Here is a 17,742-nt window from a genome sequence, read left to right on the forward strand (position 1 = left end):
GATCACCTGGCGCCGATGAGTAAGGCGTACCAGAACCACTCCACAGGAGGACCCCAGTGGCGAAGGCGAAGTTCGAGCGGACTAAGCCGCACGTCAACATCGGCACCATCGGTCACATCGACCACGGTAAGACGACCCTCACGGCCGCCATTACCAAGGTGCTGCACGACGCGTACCCGGACCTGAACGAGGCCTCGGCCTTCGACCAGATCGACAAGGCTCCTGAGGAGCGCCAGCGCGGTATCACCATCTCCATCGCGCACGTCGAGTACCAGACCGAGACGCGTCACTACGCCCACGTCGACTGCCCCGGTCACGCGGACTACATCAAGAACATGATCACGGGTGCGGCGCAGATGGACGGCGCCATCCTCGTGGTCGCCGCCACCGACGGCCCGATGCCGCAGACCAAGGAGCACGTGCTCCTGGCCCGCCAGGTCGGCGTTCCGTACATCGTCGTCGCCCTGAACAAGGCCGACATGGTGGACGACGAGGAGATCCTGGAGCTCGTCGAGCTCGAGGTCCGTGAGCTGCTCTCCGAGTACGAGTTCCCGGGCGACGACGTTCCCGTCGTCAAGGTCTCCGCTCTGAAGGCCCTCGAGGGCGACAAGGAGTGGGGCAACTCCGTCCTCGAGCTCATGAACGCCGTCGACACCGCGATCCCGGAGCCGGAGCGCGACGTCGACAAGCCGTTCCTCATGCCGATCGAGGACGTCTTCACGATCACCGGTCGCGGTACGGTCGTCACCGGCCGTATCGAGCGTGGTGTCCTGAAGGTCAACGAGACCGTCGACATCATCGGCATCAAGCCGGAGAAGACCACCACCACGGTCACCGGCATCGAGATGTTCCGCAAGCTGCTCGACGAGGGCCAGGCCGGTGAGAACGTCGGTCTGCTCCTCCGTGGCATCAAGCGCGAGGACGTCGAGCGCGGCCAGGTCATCATCAAGCCGGGCTCGGTCACGCCGCACACGGAGTTCGAGGCGCAGGCCTACATCCTGTCCAAGGACGAGGGTGGCCGCCACACGCCGTTCTTCAACAACTACCGCCCGCAGTTCTACTTCCGTACGACGGACGTGACCGGCGTGGTGACCCTCCCCGAGGGCACCGAGATGGTCATGCCGGGTGACAACACCGAGATGAAGGTGGAGCTCATCCAGCCCGTCGCCATGGAGGAGGGCCTGAAGTTCGCCATCCGTGAGGGTGGCCGGACCGTGGGCGCCGGCCAGGTCACCAAGATCAACAAGTGAGTCTTCGGACTGGCTTGAGGGTCCACTGACCTGAGTGGCTCGAAGGGGCCCGTACGACTTCGGTCGTGCGGGTCCCTTTCTCTTCAGGAGGGCGGCCGGGACAGCAGGGTAGCCGCCGCTGTGCGCCTGGTGATCACCTCGCAGAAGACCGACACCCTCCATCAAGAAAGCGCTGGAGGAATATCTCGAGGGGCGCTCGGGTGACGGGTGACGGGTGCATGGGGATCCTCGGCGGCAATCTCTCGTTCCGCGACGACGAGCAGTGCAAGTCCCTGTACGCCGTGCGGCGTGTGGAGGGGCCCAAGGGCCTGGCTGAGGACGCCGCCAACGACACGCTGATTTTCGTGCCTGTCCGCAAGTTGCCGCCGTGGTTCAAGGGGCGGTGGGTGCATGCGACGGTGCGGAACAAGGTCGAACTCACGGCCATGGCGAAGGGACTCGGCAAGAAGGGTCTCCGGAGGGAGCCGAAGACGCCGCGGCCCGCGCCAAGTCCGGTGAGGGACGGTGCCTGAACGGCGACCCGATCGGTGCCCGAGACCGGCGCCGCGCGCCGGGCAATCCGGTTCACGGCCAGCCCGAACCGGCCTGCCCGTCGTGCCGGCACGTTCTCGAAGAACCAGGCGTCCGGGCGGAGTTGTAAGTGACCGGTGGCTGCACGCGGGACTGGTTTCCGCAGAGGGAAGACGTACCTCGCCGCGCGGGCCGGCGCCCCAGGCGCGGAGACCGTGTGGAGCTGCTCCGCGGACCGGCGAGTTCGAGATCCACGACGCGGCGCGTGGTCCTTCCTGGCCGAAGACGTCATGTGTCTGGTGGCCGTCGGGACGACACAAGGCTGGCTGTCCGTACGGCTGACCGGGGCTCCGACGTCTCTGCCCTGCGGTCCCCGGACGGCGAGCTGCTTCTCATCGCTCGCTCCCCGAGCGTGGCCACCGGGGCTGCGCGGGCGGACACCGAAGGGGGCGACTACTGGATCCTGGAGGAGGACTTCCCGGGGCCCCGTGATCGCCGGCTCCTCCGGCGGGCCCGGGTCTTCCGGCGTGCGCCGGGCGCGTCCCCGGTTTGACCTACGTCACCCTCGGGGTATTCTCTCCGGCTCGATTGGCGTCGCCCCTGCCCCATATGGCAGACTGTCCGAGTTGCTCGGTCGAGTGTTGATGCTGCGCGCCTCCCGCCGGGAGGACCGGAAGCGAGTCCCACAGTACTCGTCGTCCTAACTGCCACCACGGCAGCACTGGGGCGGACGTACGGGAATCTTCCGGGAAGCGTCGGCGCGGCACCGGCCAGGCACCCGGTGGGCCTTCCGCCCCCGGCTCGCGGTTCCGGAAGGGCCGTGTGCAATCCCGCAGGGATGTTCGAACAAGGGACATCCGTGTCAGCGGGAGCGCGACACGCCCGACCGCGTGGGTCGGAGGAACGAAGGCAGCAGAAGGAATCCACCGGGTTCCAGAGCGTAAGAGAGACAGGACTACTGAGTAGCCATGGCGGGACAGAAGATCCGCATCCGGCTCAAGGCCTACGACCACGAGGTCATCGACAGCTCGGCGAAGAAGATCGTCGAGACGGTGACGCGTACTGGTGCGTCGGTCGCGGGCCCGGTGCCGCTGCCCACTGAGAAGAACGTGTACTGCGTCATCAAGTCGCCGCACAAGTACAAGGACTCGCGCGAGCACTTCGAGATGCGCACGCACAAGCGCCTGATCGACATCCTCGACCCCACCCCCAAGACCGTTGACTCTCTGATGCGACTCGACCTCCCGGCCGGTGTCGACATCGAGATCAAGCTCTGAGGCCGGTGATCTGAGAGATGGCTAAGCAGATCAAGGGCATCCTGGGCGAGAAGCTCGGCATGACGCAGGTGTGGGACGCGAACAACCGCGTCGTCCCGGTCACCGTCGTCAAGGCCGGCCCCAACGTCGTCACCCAGGTCCGTACGAACGATGTCGACGGCTACGAGTCCGTCCAGATCGCTTTCGGCGAGATCGACCCGCGCAAGGTGAACAAGCCCCTCAAGGGCCACTTCGCCAAGGCCGACGTCACCCCCCGTCGCCACCTCGTCGAGATCCGCACCGCGGACGCCTCCGAGTACACGCTCGGCCAGGAGATCACCGCTGAGGTGTTCGAGGCCGGCGTGAAGGTCGACGTGACCGGCAAGAGCAAGGGCAAGGGCTTCGCCGGTGTCATGAAGCGCCACAACTTCCGTGGCCTCGGCGCCGGACACGGCACCCAGCGCAAGCACCGCTCCCCCGGTTCCATCGGTGGCTGCGCCACCCCGGGCCGTGTGTTCAAGGGCCTCCGCATGGCGGGTCGCATGGGCAACGAGCGGGTCACCACCCAGAACCTGACCGTCCACGCCGTTGACGCGGAGAAGGGTCTGCTGCTCATCAAGGGCGCGGTTCCCGGTCCGAACGGCGGCCTCGTCCTGGTCCGCACCGCGGCCAAGGGGGCCTGAGGTAATGAGCACTGTTGACATCCTTTCGCCGGCGGGCGACAAGGCCGGTTCCGTCGAGCTCCCCGCGGAGATCTTCGACGTCGAGAAGGTCAGCATTCCGCTGATCCACCAGGTCGTCGTCGCGCAGCTGGCCGCTGCCCGTCAGGGCACGCACAAGACCAAGACCCGTGGCGAGGTCCGCGGCGGTGGCAAGAAGCCGTACCGCCAGAAGGGCACCGGTCGCGCCCGTCAGGGTTCGACCCGCGCGCCGCAGTTCGCCGGTGGTGGCGTCGTGCACGGTCCCGTGCCGCGTGACTACTCGCAGCGGACCCCGAAGAAGATGAAGGCTGCCGCCCTGCGTCACGCCCTCACCGACCGGGCCCGCCACAACCGCATCCACGTCGTCTCCGGCGTCGTCGAGGGCGAGACCCCGTCGACGAAGGCCGCCAAGACGCTGTTCGGCAAGATCTCGGAGCGCAAGAACCTGCTCCTGGTCGTCGACCGCGCCGACGAGGCCGCGTGGCTGTCCGCCCGCAACCTGCCCCAGGTCCACATCCTGGAGCCGGGCCAGCTGAACACGTACGACGTTCTCGTCTCGGACGACGTGGTCTTCACCAAGGCCGCTTTCGAGTCCTTCGTGTCGGGCCCGAAGGCCAATGACACCGAAGGGAGCGAGGTCTGATGGCTATCCGTCACCCCGCAATCGCCTCCAAGGCGGCGAAGAAGGCCAAGGCCGCTCGCGTCGCCAAGGCGCGTCGCCACGCCGCCGAGGGCAAGAACACCGTCGAGACCCCGCTGAGCAAGTCCTTCACGGACCCCCGTGACGTGCTGCTCAAGCCGGTCGTCTCCGAGAAGAGCTACGCGCTGCTCGACGAGGGCAAGTACACCTTCGTCGTGGACCCGCGTGCCAACAAGACCCAGATCAAGGAGGCCGTCCAGTCGGTCTTCTCGGTCAAGGTCACCGGGGTCAACACGATCAACCGCCAGGGCAAGCGCAAGCGGACCCGCACCGGCTTCGGCCAGCGTGCGTCCACCAAGCGCGCGATCGTGACCCTCGCCGAGGGCGACCGTATCGACATCTTCGGCGGTCCGACCGCGTAAGCGGTCAGGATCGTCCGGAATCGGACGAGGACTGAGAAATGGGTATCCGCAAGTACAAGCCGACGACTCCTGGCCGTCGTGGTGCCAGCGTCGCCGACTTCGTCGAGGTCACGCGGTCCACGCCGGAGAAGTCGTTGGTCCGCCCCCTGCACAGCAAGGGTGGCCGTAACAACTCCGGTCGTGTGACCGTCCGCCACCAGGGTGGTGGCCACAAGCGCGCCTACCGCGTGATCGACTTCCGTCGTCACGACAAGGACGGCGTGCCGGCGAAGGTCGCGCACATCGAGTACGACCCCAACCGCACCGCGCGCATCGCGCTCCTGCACTACGCGGACGGCGAGAAGCGCTACATCCTCGCGCCGCGTGGCCTGTCGCAGGGCGACCGCGTCGAGAACGGTCCCGGGGCCGACATCAAGCCGGGCAACAACCTCGCCCTGCGCAACATCCCGGTCGGTACCACGCTGCACGCCATCGAGCTGCGTCCGGGCGGCGGCGCCAAGTTCGCCCGCTCCGCCGGCGCCTCGGTGCAGCTGCTCGCGAAGGAGGGCCAGATGGCCCACCTGCGCATGCCGTCCGGTGAGATCCGCCTGGTCGACGTCCGCTGCCGCGCCACTGTGGGCGAGGTCGGCAACGCCGAGCAGAGCAACATCAACTGGGGCAAGGCGGGCCGCAAGCGGTGGCTGGGCGTCCGCCCGACCGTCCGTGGTGTGGTCATGAACCCGGTTGACCACCCGCACGGTGGTGGTGAGGGCCGGACCTCCGGTGGTCGCCACCCTGTGTCCCCGTGGGGCAAGAAGGAAGGCCGTACTCGTTCGCCCAAGAAGGCGTCGAACAAGTACATCGTCCGCCGCCGCAAGACGAACAAGAAGCGCTAAGGACGGGTTGAGATGCCTCGTAGCTTGAAGAAGGGGCCCTTCGTCGACGACCACCTGATCAAGAAGGTGGACGCCCAGAACGAAGCCGGCACCAAGAACGTCATCAAGACCTGGTCCCGCCGCTCGATGATCGTCCCGGCGATGCTCGGCCACACGATCGCGGTGCACAACGGCAAGACCCACATCCCGGTGTTTGTCACCGAGTCGATGGTCGGCCACAAGCTCGGCGAGTTCTCGCCGACCCGCACCTTCCGGGGCCACGTCAAGGAAGACCGGAAGTCGAAGCGCCGCTAGTCAGCGGGGTGCGAATGACCATGACAAACATCGAAGGGACAACCATGGAAGCCAGGGCCCAGGCGCGGTACATCCGCGTCACGCCCATGAAGGCCCGCCGTGTGGTGGACCTCATCCGTGGCCTGAACGCCACGGAGGCTCAGGCGGTCCTGCGTTTCGCCCCGCAGGCCGCGAGCGTGCCGGTCGGCAAGGTGCTGGACAGCGCCATCGCCAACGCCGCGCACAACTACGACCACACCGATGTCGACAGCCTCTACATCTCCGAGGCCTACGTCGACGAGGGCCCGACCCTGAAGCGGTTCCGTCCGCGTGCCCAGGGCCGCGCCTACCGGATCCGCAAGCGGACCAGCCACATCACCGTGGTCGTCAGCAGCAAGGAAGGAACCCGGTAATGGGCCAGAAGGTAAACCCGCACGGGTTCCGGCTCGGTGTCACGACCGACTTCAAGTCGCGTTGGTACGCCGACAAGCTGTACAAGGACTACGTCAAGGAAGACGTCGCCATCCGCCGGATGATGACGTCCGGCATGGAGCGCGCCGGCATCTCCAAGGTCGAGATCGAGCGCACCCGTGACCGTGTGCGTGTGGACATCCACACCGCTCGTCCGGGCATCGTCATCGGCCGCCGTGGCGCCGAGGCCGACCGCATCCGCGGTGACCTCGAGAAGCTCACGGGCAAGCAGGTCCAGCTGAACATCCTCGAGGTCAAGAACCCCGAGACCGACGCTCAGCTGGTCGCCCAGGCCGTCGCCGAGCAGCTCTCCTCCCGCGTCTCCTTCCGCCGTGCCATGCGTAAGAGCATGCAGTCGGCGATGAAGGCCGGCGCCAAGGGCATCAAGATCCAGTGCGGTGGCCGCCTCGGTGGCGCCGAGATGTCCCGCTCGGAGTTCTACCGCGAGGGCCGCGTGCCCCTGCACACGCTCCGCGCGAACGTGGACTACGGCTTCTTCGAGGCCAAGACGACCTTCGGCCGCATCGGCGTGAAGGTCTGGATCTACAAGGGCGACGTCAAGAACATCGCCGAGGTCCGCGCCGAGAACGCCGCTGCCCGCGCCGGCAACCGCCCGGCCCGTGGTGGCAACGACCGCCCGGCCCGTGGTGGCCGCGGTGGCGAGCGTGGCGGGCGCGGTCGCAAGCCGCAGCAGGCTGCCGGCGCCGAGGCCCACAAGGCCGAGGCTCCCGCCGCCGCTCCGGCTGAGAGCACCGGAACGGAGGCCTGACCGTCATGCTGATCCCCCGTAGGGTCAAGCACCGCAAGCAGCACCACCCCAAGCGCAACGGCATGTCCAAGGGTGGCACGCAGGTTGCGTTCGGCGAGTACGGCATCCAGGCGCTGACCCCGGCGTACGTGACGAACCGTCAGATCGAGGCCGCTCGTATCGCGATGACCCGTCACATCAAGCGTGGCGGCAAGGTCTGGATCAACATCTACCCGGACCGCCCCCTCACCAAGAAGCCGGCCGAGACCCGCATGGGTTCCGGTAAGGGTTCGCCGGAGTGGTGGGTGGCCAACGTCAAGCCCGGACGCGTGATGTTCGAGCTGTCGTACCCCAACGAGAAGATCGCGCGCGAGGCCCTGACCCGTGCGGCTCACAAGCTGCCGATGAAGTGCAAGATCGTCAAGCGCGAGGCAGGTGAAGCGTGATGTCGGCCGGTACCAAGGCGTCGGAGCTGCGCGAGCTGGGCAACGAGGAGCTTCTGGCGAAGCTCCGCGAGGCCAAGGAAGAGCTGTTCAACCTCCGCTTCCAGGCGGCGACGGGCCAGCTCGAGAACCACGGTCGGCTCAAGGCCGTCCGCAAGGACATCGCGCGGATCTACACCCTGATGCGTGAGCGCGAGCTGGGCATCGAGACGGTGGAGAGCGCATGAGCGAGAGCAACGTGACTGAAGAGACCAAGACGGACCGCGGTTTCCGCAAGACCCGTGAGGGCCTGGTCGTCAGCGACAAGATGGACAAGACCGTCGTCGTCGCCGTCGAGGACCGCGTCAAGCACGCGCTGTACGGCAAGGTCATCCGTCGTACGAACAAGCTCAAGGCCCACGACGAGCAGAACGCCGCGGGTGTCGGCGACCGCGTCCTCCTCATGGAGACCCGGCCGCTGTCCGCGACCAAGCGCTGGCGCGTCGTCGAGATCCTCGAGAAGGCCAAGTAATTCCTGCGGGGCAAACCCGCAGGTCAGTTCCGCCAGGCTCCGGGGGCCGCTCGGTGAGCGGCCCCCGGGGAACCGGCAGACGATCAGGAGATAGACGTGATCCAGCAGGAGTCGCGACTGCGTGTCGCCGACAACACGGGTGCGAAGGAGATCCTCTGCATCCGTGTGCTCGGCGGCTCCGGTCGCCGCTACGCGGGTATCGGTGACGTCATCGTCGCCACCGTCAAGGACGCGATCCCCGGTGGCAACGTGAAGAAGGGTGACGTCGTCAAGGCGGTCATCGTTCGCACCGTCAAGGAGCGCCGCCGTCCGGACGGCTCGTACATCCGCTTCGACGAGAACGCCGCCGTCATTCTGAAGAACGACGGCGACCCTCGTGGCACCCGTATCTTCGGCCCGGTGGGCCGTGAGCTGCGCGAGAAGAAGTTCATGAAGATCATCTCCCTCGCGCCGGAGGTGCTGTGAGCATGAAGATCAAGAAGGGCGACCTGGTCCAGGTCATCACCGGTAAGGACAAGGGCAAGCAGGGCAAGGTCATCGCGGCCTTCCCCCGTGAGGACCGTGTCCTGGTCGAGGGTGTCAACCGGGTCAAGAAGCACACCAAGGCCGGTCCGACGGCTCGCGGTTCGCAGGCCGGCGGCATCGTCACCACCGAGGCGCCGATCCACGTCTCCAACGTCCAGCTGGTCGTGGAGAAGGACGGCAAGAAGGTCGTGACCCGCGTCGGTTACCGCTTCGACGACGAAGGCAACAAGATCCGCGTTGCCAAGCGGACGGGTGAGGACATCTGATGACGACCACCACCACTCCGCGCCTGAAGCAGAAGTACCGCGAGGAGATCGCGGGCAAGCTGCGTGACGAGTTCAAGTACGAGAACGTCATGCAGATCCCCGGCCTCGTCAAGATCGTGGTCAACATGGGTGTGGGCGACGCCGCCCGCGACTCCAAGCTGATCGAGGGCGCCATCCGCGACCTCACCACGATCACCGGTCAGAAGCCGGCCGTCACCAAGGCCCGCAAGTCCATCGCGCAGTTCAAGCTGCGTGAGGGCCAGCCGATCGGTGCCCACGTCACGCTCCGTGGCGACCGCATGTGGGAGTTCCTGGACCGCACCCTGTCGCTGGCGCTCCCGCGCATCCGCGACTTCCGCGGTCTGTCCCCCAAGCAGTTCGACGGCCGTGGCAACTACACCTTCGGTCTCACGGAGCAGGTCATGTTCCACGAGATCGACCAGGACAAGATCGACCGCGTCCGGGGTATGGACATCACCGTGGTCACCACGGCGACCAACGACGCTGAGGGCCGCGCGCTCCTCCGTCACCTCGGCTTCCCCTTCAAGGAGGCGTGAGCGAGATGGCGAAGAAGGCTCTGATCGCGAAGGCTGCCCGCAAGCCCAAGTTCGGCGTGCGTGCGTACACCCGCTGCCAGCGCTGCGGTCGTCCGCACTCCGTGTACCGCAAGTTCGGCCTGTGCCGCGTGTGCCTTCGTGAGATGGCTCACCGTGGCGAGCTGCCGGGCGTGACCAAGAGCTCCTGGTAATCCCCCTAAAAAGGGATTCGCAGGGCTCTCGGTAAGCATCTGGGGCGGCAGGACGTCCAACTCACATGCCTTAGGCTTGTGGGGTTGGGCGTCTGCCGCCGCCCTTAAGACTTACTACGCCGTAGGTCCACCGCGCCGCACCCGTCCCGTCTCGGATCGGGGAGAGGGATGGCGCACCAGGAAACCCCGGCGAGAGAGGCCGAAGGCCAATTCATGACCATGACTGATCCGATCGCAGACATGCTGACGCGTCTGCGGAACGCGAACTCGGCGTACCACGACTCCGTGGCGATGCCGCACTCGAAGATCAAGTCGCACATCGCGGAGATCCTCCAGCAGGAGGGCTTCATCACGGGCTGGAAGGTCGAGGACGCCGAGGTCGGCAAGAACCTCGTCCTGGAGCTGAAGTTCGGCCCCAACCGTGAGCGCTCCATCGCGGGCATCAAGCGGATCTCCAAGCCCGGTCTCCGGGTGTACGCGAAGTCCACCAACCTGCCGAAGGTTCTCGGCGGCCTGGGCGTGGCCATCATCTCCACGTCCCACGGCCTCCTGACCGACAAGCAGGCGCAGAAGAAGGGCGTGGGTGGGGAAGTCCTCGCCTACGTCTGGTAATTCGGGAACGGAGGAGAGACACAATGTCGCGTATCGGCAAGCTCCCCATCCCGGTTCCCGCCGGCGTGGACGTCACCATCGACGGCCGTACGGTCTCGGTCAAGGGCCCCAAGGGCGAACTGACCCACACCGTTGTCGCGCCGATCGACATCGCTAAGGGCGAGGACGGCACCCTCCAGGTGCTCCGCCCGAACGACGAGCGGCAGAGCAAGGCCCTGCACGGCCTGTCCCGCACGCTGGTGGCGAACATGATCACCGGTGTGACCACGGGATACGTCAAGAAGCTCGAAATCAGCGGTGTCGGTTACCGCGTCGTGGCGAAGGGCTCCAACCTGGAGTTCTCCCTCGGCTACAGCCACCCGATCCTGGTCGAGGCCCCCGAGGGCATCACCTTCAAGGTGGAGACCCCGACCCGTTTCTCGGTCGAGGGCATCGACAAGCAGAAGGTCGGCGAGGTTGCGGCCAACATCCGCAAGCTGCGCAAGCCCGACCCGTACAAGGCCAAGGGCGTCAAGTACGAGGGCGAAGTCATCCGCCGCAAGGTCGGAAAGGCGGGTAAGTAAGCCATGGCATACGGGCAGAAGATCCTGAAGGGCGACGCCTACAAGCGCGCCGCGATCAAGCGCCGTCACATCCGGATCCGCAAGCGGATCAACGGTACGGCGGAGCGTCCCCGTCTGGTCGTGACCCGCTCCAACCGCCACATCGTGGCGCAGGTGATCGACGACCTGAAGGGCCACACCCTGGCGTCGGCGTCCACCCTGGACGCGTCGATCCGTGGTGGCGAGGGCGACAAGTCCGCGCAGGCCAAGCAGGTCGGTGCCCTGGTCGCCGAGCGCGCCAAGGCCGCCGGTGTCGAGGCCGTCGTGTTCGACCGTGGTGGTAACCAGTACGCGGGGCGCATCGCCGCCCTGGCGGACGCCGCCCGCGAGGCCGGACTCAAGTTCTGAGTCCTGCCCCTCGCGCAGCGACTGATTGTTGCTGCGTAGCTAGCGGAGACAGAGAGAGGTAATTCCAATGGCTGGACCCCAGCGCCGCGGTGGCGGTGCCGGTGGCGGCGAGCGGCGGGACCGGAAGGGCCGTGACGGCGGCGCAGCTGCCGCCGAGAAGACCGCGTACGTTGAGCGCGTTGTCGCGATCAACCGCGTCGCCAAGGTTGTGAAGGGTGGTCGTCGCTTCAGCTTCACCGCGCTGGTCGTGGTGGGCGACGGTGACGGCACCGTGGGTGTCGGATACGGCAAGGCCAAGGAGGTGCCGGCCGCCATCGCCAAGGGCGTTGAGGAGGCCAAGAAGCACTTCTTCAAGGTCCCCCGCATCCAGGGCACCATCCCGCACCCCATCCAGGGTGAGAAGGCTGCCGGCGTCGTGCTGCTCAAGCCCGCGTCCCCGGGTACCGGTGTTATCGCCGGTGGTCCGGTGCGTGCCGTGCTCGAGTGCGCCGGTATCCACGACGTGCTGTCGAAGTCGCTCGGCTCCGACAACGCGATCAACATCGTGCACGCGACCGTGGAGGCCCTGAAGGGCCTGCAGCGTCCCGAGGAGATCGCGGCCCGCCGCGGTCTGCCGCTGGAGGACGTCGCCCCCGCGGCTCTGCTGCGCGCTCGTGCCGGGGCGGGTGTGTGATCATGGCGCAGCTCAAGATCACGCAGGTGAAGTCCTACATCGGCAGCAAGCAGAACCACCGTGACACCCTGCGTTCCCTTGGTCTCAAGGGGATCAACACGCAGGTCGTCAAGGAGGACCGCCCCGAGTTCCGCGGCATGGTGCACACCGTCCGCCACCTCGTGACGGTCGAGGAGGTCGACTGATCATGGCGGAGAACAACCCGCTCAAGATCCACAACCTCCGTCCCGCCCCGGGCGCCAAGACCGCCAAGACCCGTGTCGGTCGTGGTGAGGCGTCGAAGGGTAAGACGGCCGGTCGTGGTACCAAGGGCACGAAGGCCCGTTACCAGGTTCCGGAGCGCTTCGAGGGTGGCCAGATGCCCCTCCACATGCGCCTCCCGAAGCTGAAGGGCTTCAAGAACCCGTTCAAGACCGAGTACCAGGTCGTGAACCTGGACAAGCTCGCCTCCCTCTACCCCGAGGGCGGGGAGGTCACGGTCGAGGACCTGGTCGCCAAGGGTGCCGTTCGCAAGAACAGCCTCGTCAAGGTGCTCGGCCAGGGCGAGGTCTCCGTGGCGCTGCAGGTGACGGTCGACGCCGTCTCCGGTTCCGCCAAGGAGAAGATCACCGCCGCCGGCGGTTCCGTCACCGAGCTCGTCTGAACACCACAGGCGTCTCGATGACCTGAGCGATCCCGACCGGGGATACTCCACAAATGGGGTATCCCCGGTTGGTCGTTCCTAGGGCGGCAGTCTCGCCGGTAAGGTGGCCTGCACTGCCCACTTTTCACTGGGTGCTTCACTTCGGGCACTCACAGCGGCAGTTGACCGTTACCTATTCGTCGAACCTCAAGACCGTCACCCTTGACGCAGTTGCGCGGGGGTCGCAGGAGGCACCGTGCTCACCGCGTTCGCCCGGGCGTTCAAGACGCCCGACCTGCGCAAGAAGCTGCTCTTCACGCTCGGCATCATCGTGATCTACCGGATCGGTACGCACATTCCGATCCCCGGCGTCGACTACAGGGCCGTCCAGGTCTGTGTCGACCAGGCGAATGCCACCTCGGGCATCTTCGGCCTGATCAACATGTTCAGTGGCGGCGCGCTGCTGCAGATCACGATCTTTGCGCTCGGCATCATGCCGTACATCACGGCGAGCATTATCCTTCAGCTGCTGACCGTGGTGATCCCGCGTCTGGAAGCTCTCAAGAAGGAGGGGCAGTCCGGTACGGCGAAGATCACGCAGTACACCCGGTATCTGACCGTGGCGCTCGCCATCCTCCAGGGCACCGGCCTCGTCGCCACCGCCCGCAGCGGCGCCCTCTTCCAGGGCTGCCCGGTGGCCAGCCAGATCGTCCCCGACCAGTCGATCTTCGTCACCGTCACCATGGTCATCACCATGACCGCCGGTACGGCGACCGTGATGTGGCTCGGTGAGCTCATCACCGACCGCGGCATCGGCAACGGCATGTCCATCCTGATGTTCATCTCGATCGCCGCGACCTTCCCGTCCGGCCTGTGGGCCATCAAGACGCAGGGCACCCTGGCCGGCGGCTGGATCGAGTTCGGCATCGTGTGTGTCATCGGCCTGGTGATGATCGGCCTCGTCGTCTTCGTCGAGCAGGCCCAGCGGCGTATTCCGGTGCAGTACGCGAAGCGCATGATCGGCCGGAGGTCCTACGGCGGCACGTCGACGTACATTCCGCTGAAGGTCAACCAGGCTGGCATCATCCCTGTGATCTTTGCCTCGTCGCTGCTCTACATTCCGGCACTGATCGCGCAGTTCGCCGGTGGCAGCGCCGACTGGAAGACCTGGATCGAACAGAACCTCGCGAAGCCGAATGCTCCGGCGCACATCACCCTCTACTTCCTTCTGATCGTCTTCTTCGCCTTCTTCTACGTGGCCATCTCGTTCAACCCCGAGGAAGTCGCGGACAACATGAAGAAGTATGGTGGCTTCATCCCGGGCATCCGGGCTGGCCGACCGACCGCTGAGTACCTGTCGTACGTGCTCAACCGGATCACCTGGCCGGGTTCGCTGTATCTGGGGCTGATCGCTCTCGTCCCGACGATGGCGTTGGCTGGTTTCGAGGCGGACCAGAACTTCCCGTTCGGCGGGACCAGCATCCTGATCATCGTGGGTGTCGGCCTCGAAACGGTGAAGCAGATCGAGAGCCAGCTCCAGCAGCGCAATTACGAAGGGTTCCTCCGCTGATGCGTATCGTCCTCGTCGGGCCGCCGGGTGCCGGTAAGGGAACGCAGGCCGCGTTCCTCGCCAAGAACCTGTCGATCCCGCACATCTCCACGGGCGACCTGTTCCGCGCGAACATCAGCCAGGGCACAGAGCTCGGGCTGCGTGCGAAGTCCTACATGGACGCGGGACAGCTGGTGCCCGACGAGGTCACCATCGGCATGGCGCGCGACCGTATGCAGCAGCCGGACGCGGCCGGGGGCTTCCTCCTCGACGGCTTCCCGCGGAACGTCGCCCAGGCGGAAGCGCTCGACGTGATGCTGCGTGAAGCGGACATGAAGATCGACGCGGTGCTGGACCTGGAGGTCCCCGAGGAGGAGGTCGTCAAGCGGATCGCCGGCCGGCGGATCTGCCGCAACGACTCGGCGCACGTCTTCCACGTCACGTACAACCCGCCCGCGGCGGAGGGCGTGTGCGACGTGTGCGGTGGTGGACTCTACCAGCGTGATGACGATCATGAGGACACGGTGCGTCGGCGGCTGGAGGTCTACCACACGCAGACCGAGCCGATCATCGACTACTACAAGGCCCAGGGCCTGGTGACCACGGTCTCCGCGATGGGGAAGGTGGCGGACGTCACGAAGCGGGCCATGTCGGCGCTTCCCGGTTCGTAACAGCTCGCAAAGCAAGGCAGCGGCCCCCGCCGGGGGCCGCTGCCTTGCTTCTTGGGGACCCCGAAAGTGCTCTGCCGAGGAGGTACGGCCATCAAGCTCGAACAGGTGTCACGGTCCGACGATTCCGCCGAGCGGGAGCGGCCGTCGCTGCTCCACCGCAGGAGCCGCAGCCTGGCGGTCGCCGCGGTCGCCGTGGTCGCCGCAGTCATCGGGGTGTCGTTGGCCCTGACGGGCGGTGATCAGGAAGGGCAGTCCGAGGTCTCGGACGTGGTGGCCCGTCCGGACCAGTCCCCGCCGCGCCAGCTGATAGCCGCAGGCCAGGTCGCCGTCTCGGCGTACTACACGACGAAGCTCGTGCAGCAGCCGAACGGGGATGCGGTGAACGGGCGTGAGTGGAGTCTGTACAACGCCGCGACCAAGCGGTACGAGAAGACCGGCTGGGCCTGGCTCGATGTCGCTCCCGGGATGAAGACGGCCGCGGTGCTGGAGCGCGGTCTGCCCGTCAACCGCATCGGCCTGATGAGCCTGTCCACGGGCAAGGTCCAGCGCTGGATCAAGGTCGACAAGAGCGTGGGCGGTGTGCAGTTCTCGCCGGACGGCAAGCGCCTGGTGGCGACGACGTACAGCCACAACCCCGACGGCCTCTTCAAGGACGCGCCGGTGCGTGTGCAGGGCGCGTCGGAGGATGGCGATGGTCGGGAGATGCCGGGGCCGAAGCAGAGCCGTACCGGCTTCTATGTCATCGACGTCGACTCAGGCCAGGCGCAATTCAGTGAGCGGCCGGCCAAGAAGGACAGTCTTGCGGCCATGGCCGGCACCGGGCGTCAGGACTTCAGCTGGAGCCGTGACGGCGAGACGCTGTGGGAGCAGCGGCTCGACCAGCCGGGCCGGAACTACTACGACGTGAACGGCAGGCTGAAGTCGCTTCCGCGGCAGAAGACCGATCTGATCTTTCCGCCGGTGACTGCGTCCCCGGACGGAAAGCTCGTGACGGGCGGCTTCGCGGGGGGCAAGGACGGCCAGATCGTTTCCGCGGTTCTGGACGCGAAGACCGGCAAGCAGAGCGCAGTCGTACCCGGACAGCAGCTTCTCGCGTGGGCGGACAACACCCACCTCATCGCCTGGCGGTGTGACCCCAGCCAGTGCCAGCCCGGCAAGGGCGAGTTCCGCAACCAGCTGGTCCTGGTCGGCCTGGACAGCGACAAGGTGACACCGCTCTCGGGCTTCCGTAAGGCCCAGGTCGAATACGCCGGCCGCTGGAACCCGGTCTTCACCAAGCGCTGACCGGCCGGAGCTACGAGGTCACCGTAGAGGTCTCGAAACCTCTCGGTGCGCAACGGGCCTACTCGTCGAAGTACCAGTTCGAGCGGACGCAGGAGCCGGTGCCGTTCCAGCAGATGGCCAGACCGTGCGAGATGTTGCCTATCATGTCGTAGCCGTTGTCGGACCGGTCGCAGCCGGCGTCTCCGCCGTCCTCTTCTTTGATGACCCACACCAGACCGGTGCCGGAGCTGTTGAGTCGCTCCAGGTAGCCCGTGACGCCGTGGCCGTCGGCCAGCTTGTCGCAGACCGTGATGTCGTCACCGTCGTCGTTGAAGGTCACCGTGCCCCGGTTGCTGTACCAGAGGGGCCCCTCGTCGTCGGCCATGGCGGGCGAGGCCGCGGTGAGACCGACCAGAGCGGCGGCGGCACCGGCCACGGCCAGGCGGGACAGAGCTGTCTTGATCACTTGAACCCCCGTTTTTGGGGACCGGGTATCCGGTCCGAAGTGTGTGCGGCTGAGCGCTGCCACCCGGCAGCGCCCGGTGGCAACTGCGAGGCTAGAGTGGCCGGTTGTGTTCGTCAACGACTTTTGTTGCTGAGGGTGCAGGAGTGACTCGGCTCCCGTGACCGTGGCGGGCCGACCGGAGGCCGGCCGTGCGAGGCATGTCCTGGCTTGCCGTCGCCCCGGCTTCGGCTCGCGTGGACGCGTATCGTGTAGGGGATAGACGTAACCCGCGGCAGGAGGCGGCAGCCCAGATGGTGCAGATCAAGAATCCCGAGCAGATTGCGAAGATGCGGGCTGCGGGGCTTGTCGTTGCCGCCATGCACAAGGCCTGCGCCGAGGCCGCGCAGCCCGGGGTGAGCACCAAGGAGCTGGACGAGATCGCGGCGAAGGTGCTGGCCGATCACGGGGCGAAGCCCAATTTTCTGGGGTACGGGGGCTTTCCCGGCAATATCTGCACGTCGGTGAATGAAGTTGTGGTGCATGGCATTCCCGACCGGGAGACCGTGCTGCAGAACGGCGACATCATTTCCATCGATGCCGGGGCGATCGTGGACGGGTGGCACGGCGACGCGGCCATCACGGTCTTCGTGGGCTCCGGTCACGCCCCGGAGCTGATCGAGCTCTCGCGGGTGACCGAGGAGTCGATGTGGGCCGGCATCGCGGCCATGAAGCAGGGCAACCGGCTGGTCGACATCTCCCGGGCCATCGAGACGTACATCCGCCGCCAGCCCAAGCCGGGCGGCGGCAAGTACGGGATCATCGAGGACTACGGCGGCCACGGCATCGGCACGGAGATGCACATGGACCCGCACCTGCTGAACTACGTCGACCGGCGGCGCGGCAAGGGCCCGAAGCTGGTGCCCGGGTTCTGCCTCGCGATCGAGCCGATGGTGTCGCTGGGGACGCCGAAGACGGAGGTCCTCCAGGACGACTGGACGGTCGTCACGACGGACGGTACGTGGTCGTCGCACTGGGAGCACTCCGTCGCTCTGACGGAGGAGGGGCCGCTGGTGCTGACGGCTCCCGACGGGGGGAAGGCGAAGCTCGCCGAGCTGGGGATCGTCGCCGCTCCGGATCCGCTGGGCTGAGTGGCGACTGCGGCTGCGGGCCGGTGGGGGTTCCTCGCGCGGTTCCCCGCGCCCCTGTCGGGGCGCTTGAAGCCCTGCGTCTCGGGGCAGACTCTCTCGATTCGTGTTTCCGAGGGGCCTGACGTAGACTGACTCGTCGGCTCTTGTGTATCCGCATGTCTGCATGCGGC

Annotated in this window: 28 protein-coding genes; 27 read left to right on the forward strand and 1 reads right to left on the reverse strand. The window is 66.5% G+C overall.

The genetic code is table 11. The features are described 5' to 3' along the window. The first annotated feature begins 56 nt into the window (after window positions 1–56). From tuf to ABZ386_RS27500, 26 genes are all read left to right on the forward strand, one after another. Window positions 57–1,250 (forward strand): elongation factor Tu, encoded by a 1,194-nt coding sequence (tuf, locus tag ABZ386_RS27375; RefSeq protein WP_003992342.1) that lies wholly within the window; start codon window positions 57–59, stop codon window positions 1,248–1,250. A gap of 218 nt (window positions 1,251–1,468) precedes the next feature. Then, a complete protein-coding gene (locus tag ABZ386_RS27380; protein WP_351337614.1) occupies window positions 1,469–1,762 on the forward strand; it encodes a hypothetical protein in 294 nt (97 codons plus the stop codon). Window positions 1,763–2,728: 966 nt separating this feature from the next. Further along, a complete protein-coding gene (gene rpsJ / locus ABZ386_RS27385) occupies window positions 2,729–3,037 on the forward strand; it encodes a 30S ribosomal protein S10 (protein ID WP_003948644.1) in 309 nt (102 codons plus the stop codon). A gap of 17 nt (window positions 3,038–3,054) precedes the next feature. Beyond that, a complete protein-coding gene (rplC, locus tag ABZ386_RS27390; protein WP_010036739.1) occupies window positions 3,055–3,699 on the forward strand; it encodes a 50S ribosomal protein L3 in 645 nt (214 codons plus the stop codon). Window positions 3,700–3,703: 4 nt separating this feature from the next. After that, window positions 3,704–4,360: a 50S ribosomal protein L4 gene (rplD, locus tag ABZ386_RS27395; protein ID WP_031118792.1), complete on the forward strand. Its 657-nt coding sequence runs from the start codon at window positions 3,704–3,706 to the stop codon at window positions 4,358–4,360. Beyond that, complete coding sequence (gene rplW / locus ABZ386_RS27400; protein ID WP_031118791.1) at window positions 4,360–4,779, forward strand: 50S ribosomal protein L23; 420 nt, start codon at window positions 4,360–4,362, stop codon at window positions 4,777–4,779. The genes rplD and rplW overlap by 1 nt, the downstream gene beginning before the upstream one ends. A 38-nt stretch (window positions 4,780–4,817) precedes the next feature. Further along, window positions 4,818–5,654, forward strand: coding sequence for a 50S ribosomal protein L2 (gene rplB, locus ABZ386_RS27405; protein WP_037669203.1), 837 nt, complete (start codon window positions 4,818–4,820; stop codon window positions 5,652–5,654). A 12-nt stretch (window positions 5,655–5,666) separates the two neighbouring features. Continuing rightward, window positions 5,667–5,948, forward strand: a complete 282-nt coding sequence (rpsS, locus tag ABZ386_RS27410; RefSeq protein ID WP_004984529.1) for a 30S ribosomal protein S19 — start codon at window positions 5,667–5,669, stop codon at window positions 5,946–5,948. 44 nt (window positions 5,949–5,992) lie between these two features. After that, window positions 5,993–6,340 carry a 50S ribosomal protein L22 gene (gene rplV / locus ABZ386_RS27415; protein ID WP_010036727.1) on the forward strand — a complete coding sequence of 116 codons (348 nt, stop codon included), beginning with the start codon at window positions 5,993–5,995 and terminating at the stop codon, window positions 6,338–6,340. Further along, on the forward strand, window positions 6,340–7,167 hold the full coding sequence (rpsC, locus tag ABZ386_RS27420) for a 30S ribosomal protein S3 (protein WP_358966248.1): 828 nt from the start codon (window positions 6,340–6,342) through the stop codon (window positions 7,165–7,167). Before rplV ends, rpsC begins: the two co-directional genes overlap by 1 nt. 5 nt (window positions 7,168–7,172) lie before the next feature. Continuing rightward, window positions 7,173–7,592, forward strand: coding sequence for a 50S ribosomal protein L16 (gene rplP, locus ABZ386_RS27425; protein ID WP_004984526.1), 420 nt, complete (start codon window positions 7,173–7,175; stop codon window positions 7,590–7,592). Further along, entirely contained in the window at window positions 7,592–7,816 is a 225-nt protein-coding gene (rpmC, locus tag ABZ386_RS27430; RefSeq protein ID WP_003974259.1) for a 50S ribosomal protein L29, read from the forward strand. Before rplP ends, rpmC begins: the two co-directional genes overlap by 1 nt. Next, window positions 7,813–8,100, forward strand: a complete 288-nt coding sequence (rpsQ, locus tag ABZ386_RS27435; protein ID WP_010036717.1) for a 30S ribosomal protein S17 — start codon at window positions 7,813–7,815, stop codon at window positions 8,098–8,100. Before rpmC ends, rpsQ begins: the two co-directional genes overlap by 4 nt. A 96-nt stretch (window positions 8,101–8,196) precedes the next feature. Then, complete coding sequence (gene rplN / locus ABZ386_RS27440) at window positions 8,197–8,565, forward strand: 50S ribosomal protein L14 (protein ID WP_003998823.1); 369 nt, start codon at window positions 8,197–8,199, stop codon at window positions 8,563–8,565. A 2-nt stretch (window positions 8,566–8,567) separates the two neighbouring features. Then, window positions 8,568–8,891, forward strand: coding sequence for a 50S ribosomal protein L24 (gene rplX, locus ABZ386_RS27445; RefSeq protein WP_010036713.1), 324 nt, complete (start codon window positions 8,568–8,570; stop codon window positions 8,889–8,891). Then, the gene (gene rplE / locus ABZ386_RS27450) at window positions 8,891–9,448 is read left to right on the forward strand and encodes a 50S ribosomal protein L5 (protein WP_114254780.1); all 558 of its coding nucleotides are present in this window, start codon (window positions 8,891–8,893) and stop codon (window positions 9,446–9,448) included. Before rplX ends, rplE begins: the two co-directional genes overlap by 1 nt. Before the next feature lie 5 nt (window positions 9,449–9,453). Then, window positions 9,454–9,639, forward strand: a complete 186-nt coding sequence (locus ABZ386_RS27455) for a type Z 30S ribosomal protein S14 (protein ID WP_003956452.1) — start codon at window positions 9,454–9,456, stop codon at window positions 9,637–9,639. A 213-nt stretch (window positions 9,640–9,852) separates the two neighbouring features. Continuing rightward, window positions 9,853–10,251, forward strand: coding sequence for a 30S ribosomal protein S8 (rpsH, locus tag ABZ386_RS27460; RefSeq protein ID WP_003992367.1), 399 nt, complete (start codon window positions 9,853–9,855; stop codon window positions 10,249–10,251). A gap of 23 nt (window positions 10,252–10,274) precedes the next feature. Next, window positions 10,275–10,814 (forward strand): 50S ribosomal protein L6, encoded by a 540-nt coding sequence (gene rplF, locus ABZ386_RS27465; RefSeq protein WP_114254781.1) that lies wholly within the window; start codon window positions 10,275–10,277, stop codon window positions 10,812–10,814. A 3-nt stretch (window positions 10,815–10,817) separates the two neighbouring features. Next, entirely contained in the window at window positions 10,818–11,201 is a 384-nt protein-coding gene (gene rplR, locus ABZ386_RS27470; RefSeq protein ID WP_031118787.1) for a 50S ribosomal protein L18, read from the forward strand. Window positions 11,202–11,268: 67 nt separating this feature from the next. Continuing rightward, window positions 11,269–11,874, forward strand: coding sequence for a 30S ribosomal protein S5 (rpsE, locus tag ABZ386_RS27475; RefSeq protein WP_004984517.1), 606 nt, complete (start codon window positions 11,269–11,271; stop codon window positions 11,872–11,874). A gap of 2 nt (window positions 11,875–11,876) precedes the next feature. After that, a complete protein-coding gene (gene rpmD / locus ABZ386_RS27480) occupies window positions 11,877–12,059 on the forward strand; it encodes a 50S ribosomal protein L30 (RefSeq protein WP_003974250.1) in 183 nt (60 codons plus the stop codon). A 2-nt stretch (window positions 12,060–12,061) separates the two neighbouring features. Continuing rightward, window positions 12,062–12,517, forward strand: coding sequence for a 50S ribosomal protein L15 (gene rplO / locus ABZ386_RS27485; RefSeq protein ID WP_114254782.1), 456 nt, complete (start codon window positions 12,062–12,064; stop codon window positions 12,515–12,517). Window positions 12,518–12,752: 235 nt separating this feature from the next. Continuing rightward, a complete protein-coding gene (gene secY, locus ABZ386_RS27490) occupies window positions 12,753–14,066 on the forward strand; it encodes a preprotein translocase subunit SecY (RefSeq protein ID WP_114254783.1) in 1,314 nt (437 codons plus the stop codon). After that, entirely contained in the window at window positions 14,066–14,716 is a 651-nt protein-coding gene (locus tag ABZ386_RS27495; RefSeq protein WP_114254784.1) for an adenylate kinase, read from the forward strand. The genes secY and ABZ386_RS27495 overlap by 1 nt, the downstream gene beginning before the upstream one ends. Window positions 14,717–14,908: 192 nt before the next feature. Further along, the gene (locus tag ABZ386_RS27500; RefSeq protein ID WP_358966251.1) at window positions 14,909–16,000 is read left to right on the forward strand and encodes a hypothetical protein; all 1,092 of its coding nucleotides are present in this window, start codon (window positions 14,909–14,911) and stop codon (window positions 15,998–16,000) included. A 58-nt stretch (window positions 16,001–16,058) separates the two neighbouring features. Here ABZ386_RS27500 and ABZ386_RS27505 read toward each other — a convergent pair whose 3' ends face one another. Then, window positions 16,059–16,445, reverse strand: coding sequence for a hypothetical protein (locus tag ABZ386_RS27505; RefSeq protein ID WP_351337592.1), 387 nt, complete (start codon window positions 16,443–16,445; stop codon window positions 16,059–16,061). Window positions 16,446–16,735: 290 nt separating this feature from the next. On the opposite strand from ABZ386_RS27505, the gene map reads away from it, so the two are divergent. Beyond that, on the forward strand, window positions 16,736–17,572 hold the full coding sequence (map, locus tag ABZ386_RS27510) for a type I methionyl aminopeptidase (protein ID WP_351337590.1): 837 nt from the start codon (window positions 16,736–16,738) through the stop codon (window positions 17,570–17,572). Window positions 17,573–17,742: the final 170 nt, after the last annotated feature.

The sequence above is a fragment of the Streptomyces sp. NPDC006140 genome (genome assembly GCF_040628815.1).
Classification (GTDB): Bacteria; Actinomycetota; Actinomycetes; order Streptomycetales; family Streptomycetaceae; genus Streptomyces.

Bases quoted from the DNA above. Each gene is read 5' to 3' on its own strand.
- rplE (WP_114254780.1), top strand. From the start codon at position 8,891: ATGACGACCACCACCACTCCGCGCCTGAAGCAGAAGTACCGCGAGGAG.
- map (WP_351337590.1), top strand. From the start codon at position 16,736: ATGGTGCAGATCAAGAATCCCGAGCAGATTGCGAAGATGCGGGCTGCG.
- ABZ386_RS27495 (WP_114254784.1), top strand. From the start codon at position 14,066: ATGCGTATCGTCCTCGTCGGGCCGCCGGGTGCCGGTAAGGGAACGCAG.
- rplO (WP_114254782.1), top strand. From the start codon at position 12,062: ATGGCGGAGAACAACCCGCTCAAGATCCACAACCTCCGTCCCGCCCCG.
- rpsH (WP_003992367.1), top strand. From the start codon at position 9,853: ATGACCATGACTGATCCGATCGCAGACATGCTGACGCGTCTGCGGAAC.
- rplV (WP_010036727.1), top strand. From the start codon at position 5,993: ATGGAAGCCAGGGCCCAGGCGCGGTACATCCGCGTCACGCCCATGAAG.
- rplD (WP_031118792.1), top strand. From the start codon at position 3,704: ATGAGCACTGTTGACATCCTTTCGCCGGCGGGCGACAAGGCCGGTTCC.
- rpsJ (WP_003948644.1), top strand. From the start codon at position 2,729: ATGGCGGGACAGAAGATCCGCATCCGGCTCAAGGCCTACGACCACGAG.
- rplR (WP_031118787.1), top strand. From the start codon at position 10,818: ATGGCATACGGGCAGAAGATCCTGAAGGGCGACGCCTACAAGCGCGCC.
- rpsQ (WP_010036717.1), top strand. From the start codon at position 7,813: ATGAGCGAGAGCAACGTGACTGAAGAGACCAAGACGGACCGCGGTTTC.
- rpmC (WP_003974259.1), top strand. From the start codon at position 7,592: ATGTCGGCCGGTACCAAGGCGTCGGAGCTGCGCGAGCTGGGCAACGAG.
- rpsC (WP_358966248.1), top strand. From the start codon at position 6,340: ATGGGCCAGAAGGTAAACCCGCACGGGTTCCGGCTCGGTGTCACGACC.
- rpsE (WP_004984517.1), top strand. From the start codon at position 11,269: ATGGCTGGACCCCAGCGCCGCGGTGGCGGTGCCGGTGGCGGCGAGCGG.
- rplB (WP_037669203.1), top strand. From the start codon at position 4,818: ATGGGTATCCGCAAGTACAAGCCGACGACTCCTGGCCGTCGTGGTGCC.
- rplC (WP_010036739.1), top strand. From the start codon at position 3,055: ATGGCTAAGCAGATCAAGGGCATCCTGGGCGAGAAGCTCGGCATGACG.
- ABZ386_RS27380 (WP_351337614.1), top strand. From the start codon at position 1,469: ATGGGGATCCTCGGCGGCAATCTCTCGTTCCGCGACGACGAGCAGTGC.
- rplF (WP_114254781.1), top strand. From the start codon at position 10,275: ATGTCGCGTATCGGCAAGCTCCCCATCCCGGTTCCCGCCGGCGTGGAC.
- rplW (WP_031118791.1), top strand. From the start codon at position 4,360: ATGGCTATCCGTCACCCCGCAATCGCCTCCAAGGCGGCGAAGAAGGCC.
- rpmD (WP_003974250.1), top strand. From the start codon at position 11,877: ATGGCGCAGCTCAAGATCACGCAGGTGAAGTCCTACATCGGCAGCAAG.
- rplX (WP_010036713.1), top strand. From the start codon at position 8,568: ATGAAGATCAAGAAGGGCGACCTGGTCCAGGTCATCACCGGTAAGGAC.
- rpsS (WP_004984529.1), top strand. From the start codon at position 5,667: ATGCCTCGTAGCTTGAAGAAGGGGCCCTTCGTCGACGACCACCTGATC.
- rplP (WP_004984526.1), top strand. From the start codon at position 7,173: ATGCTGATCCCCCGTAGGGTCAAGCACCGCAAGCAGCACCACCCCAAG.
- ABZ386_RS27455 (WP_003956452.1), top strand. From the start codon at position 9,454: ATGGCGAAGAAGGCTCTGATCGCGAAGGCTGCCCGCAAGCCCAAGTTC.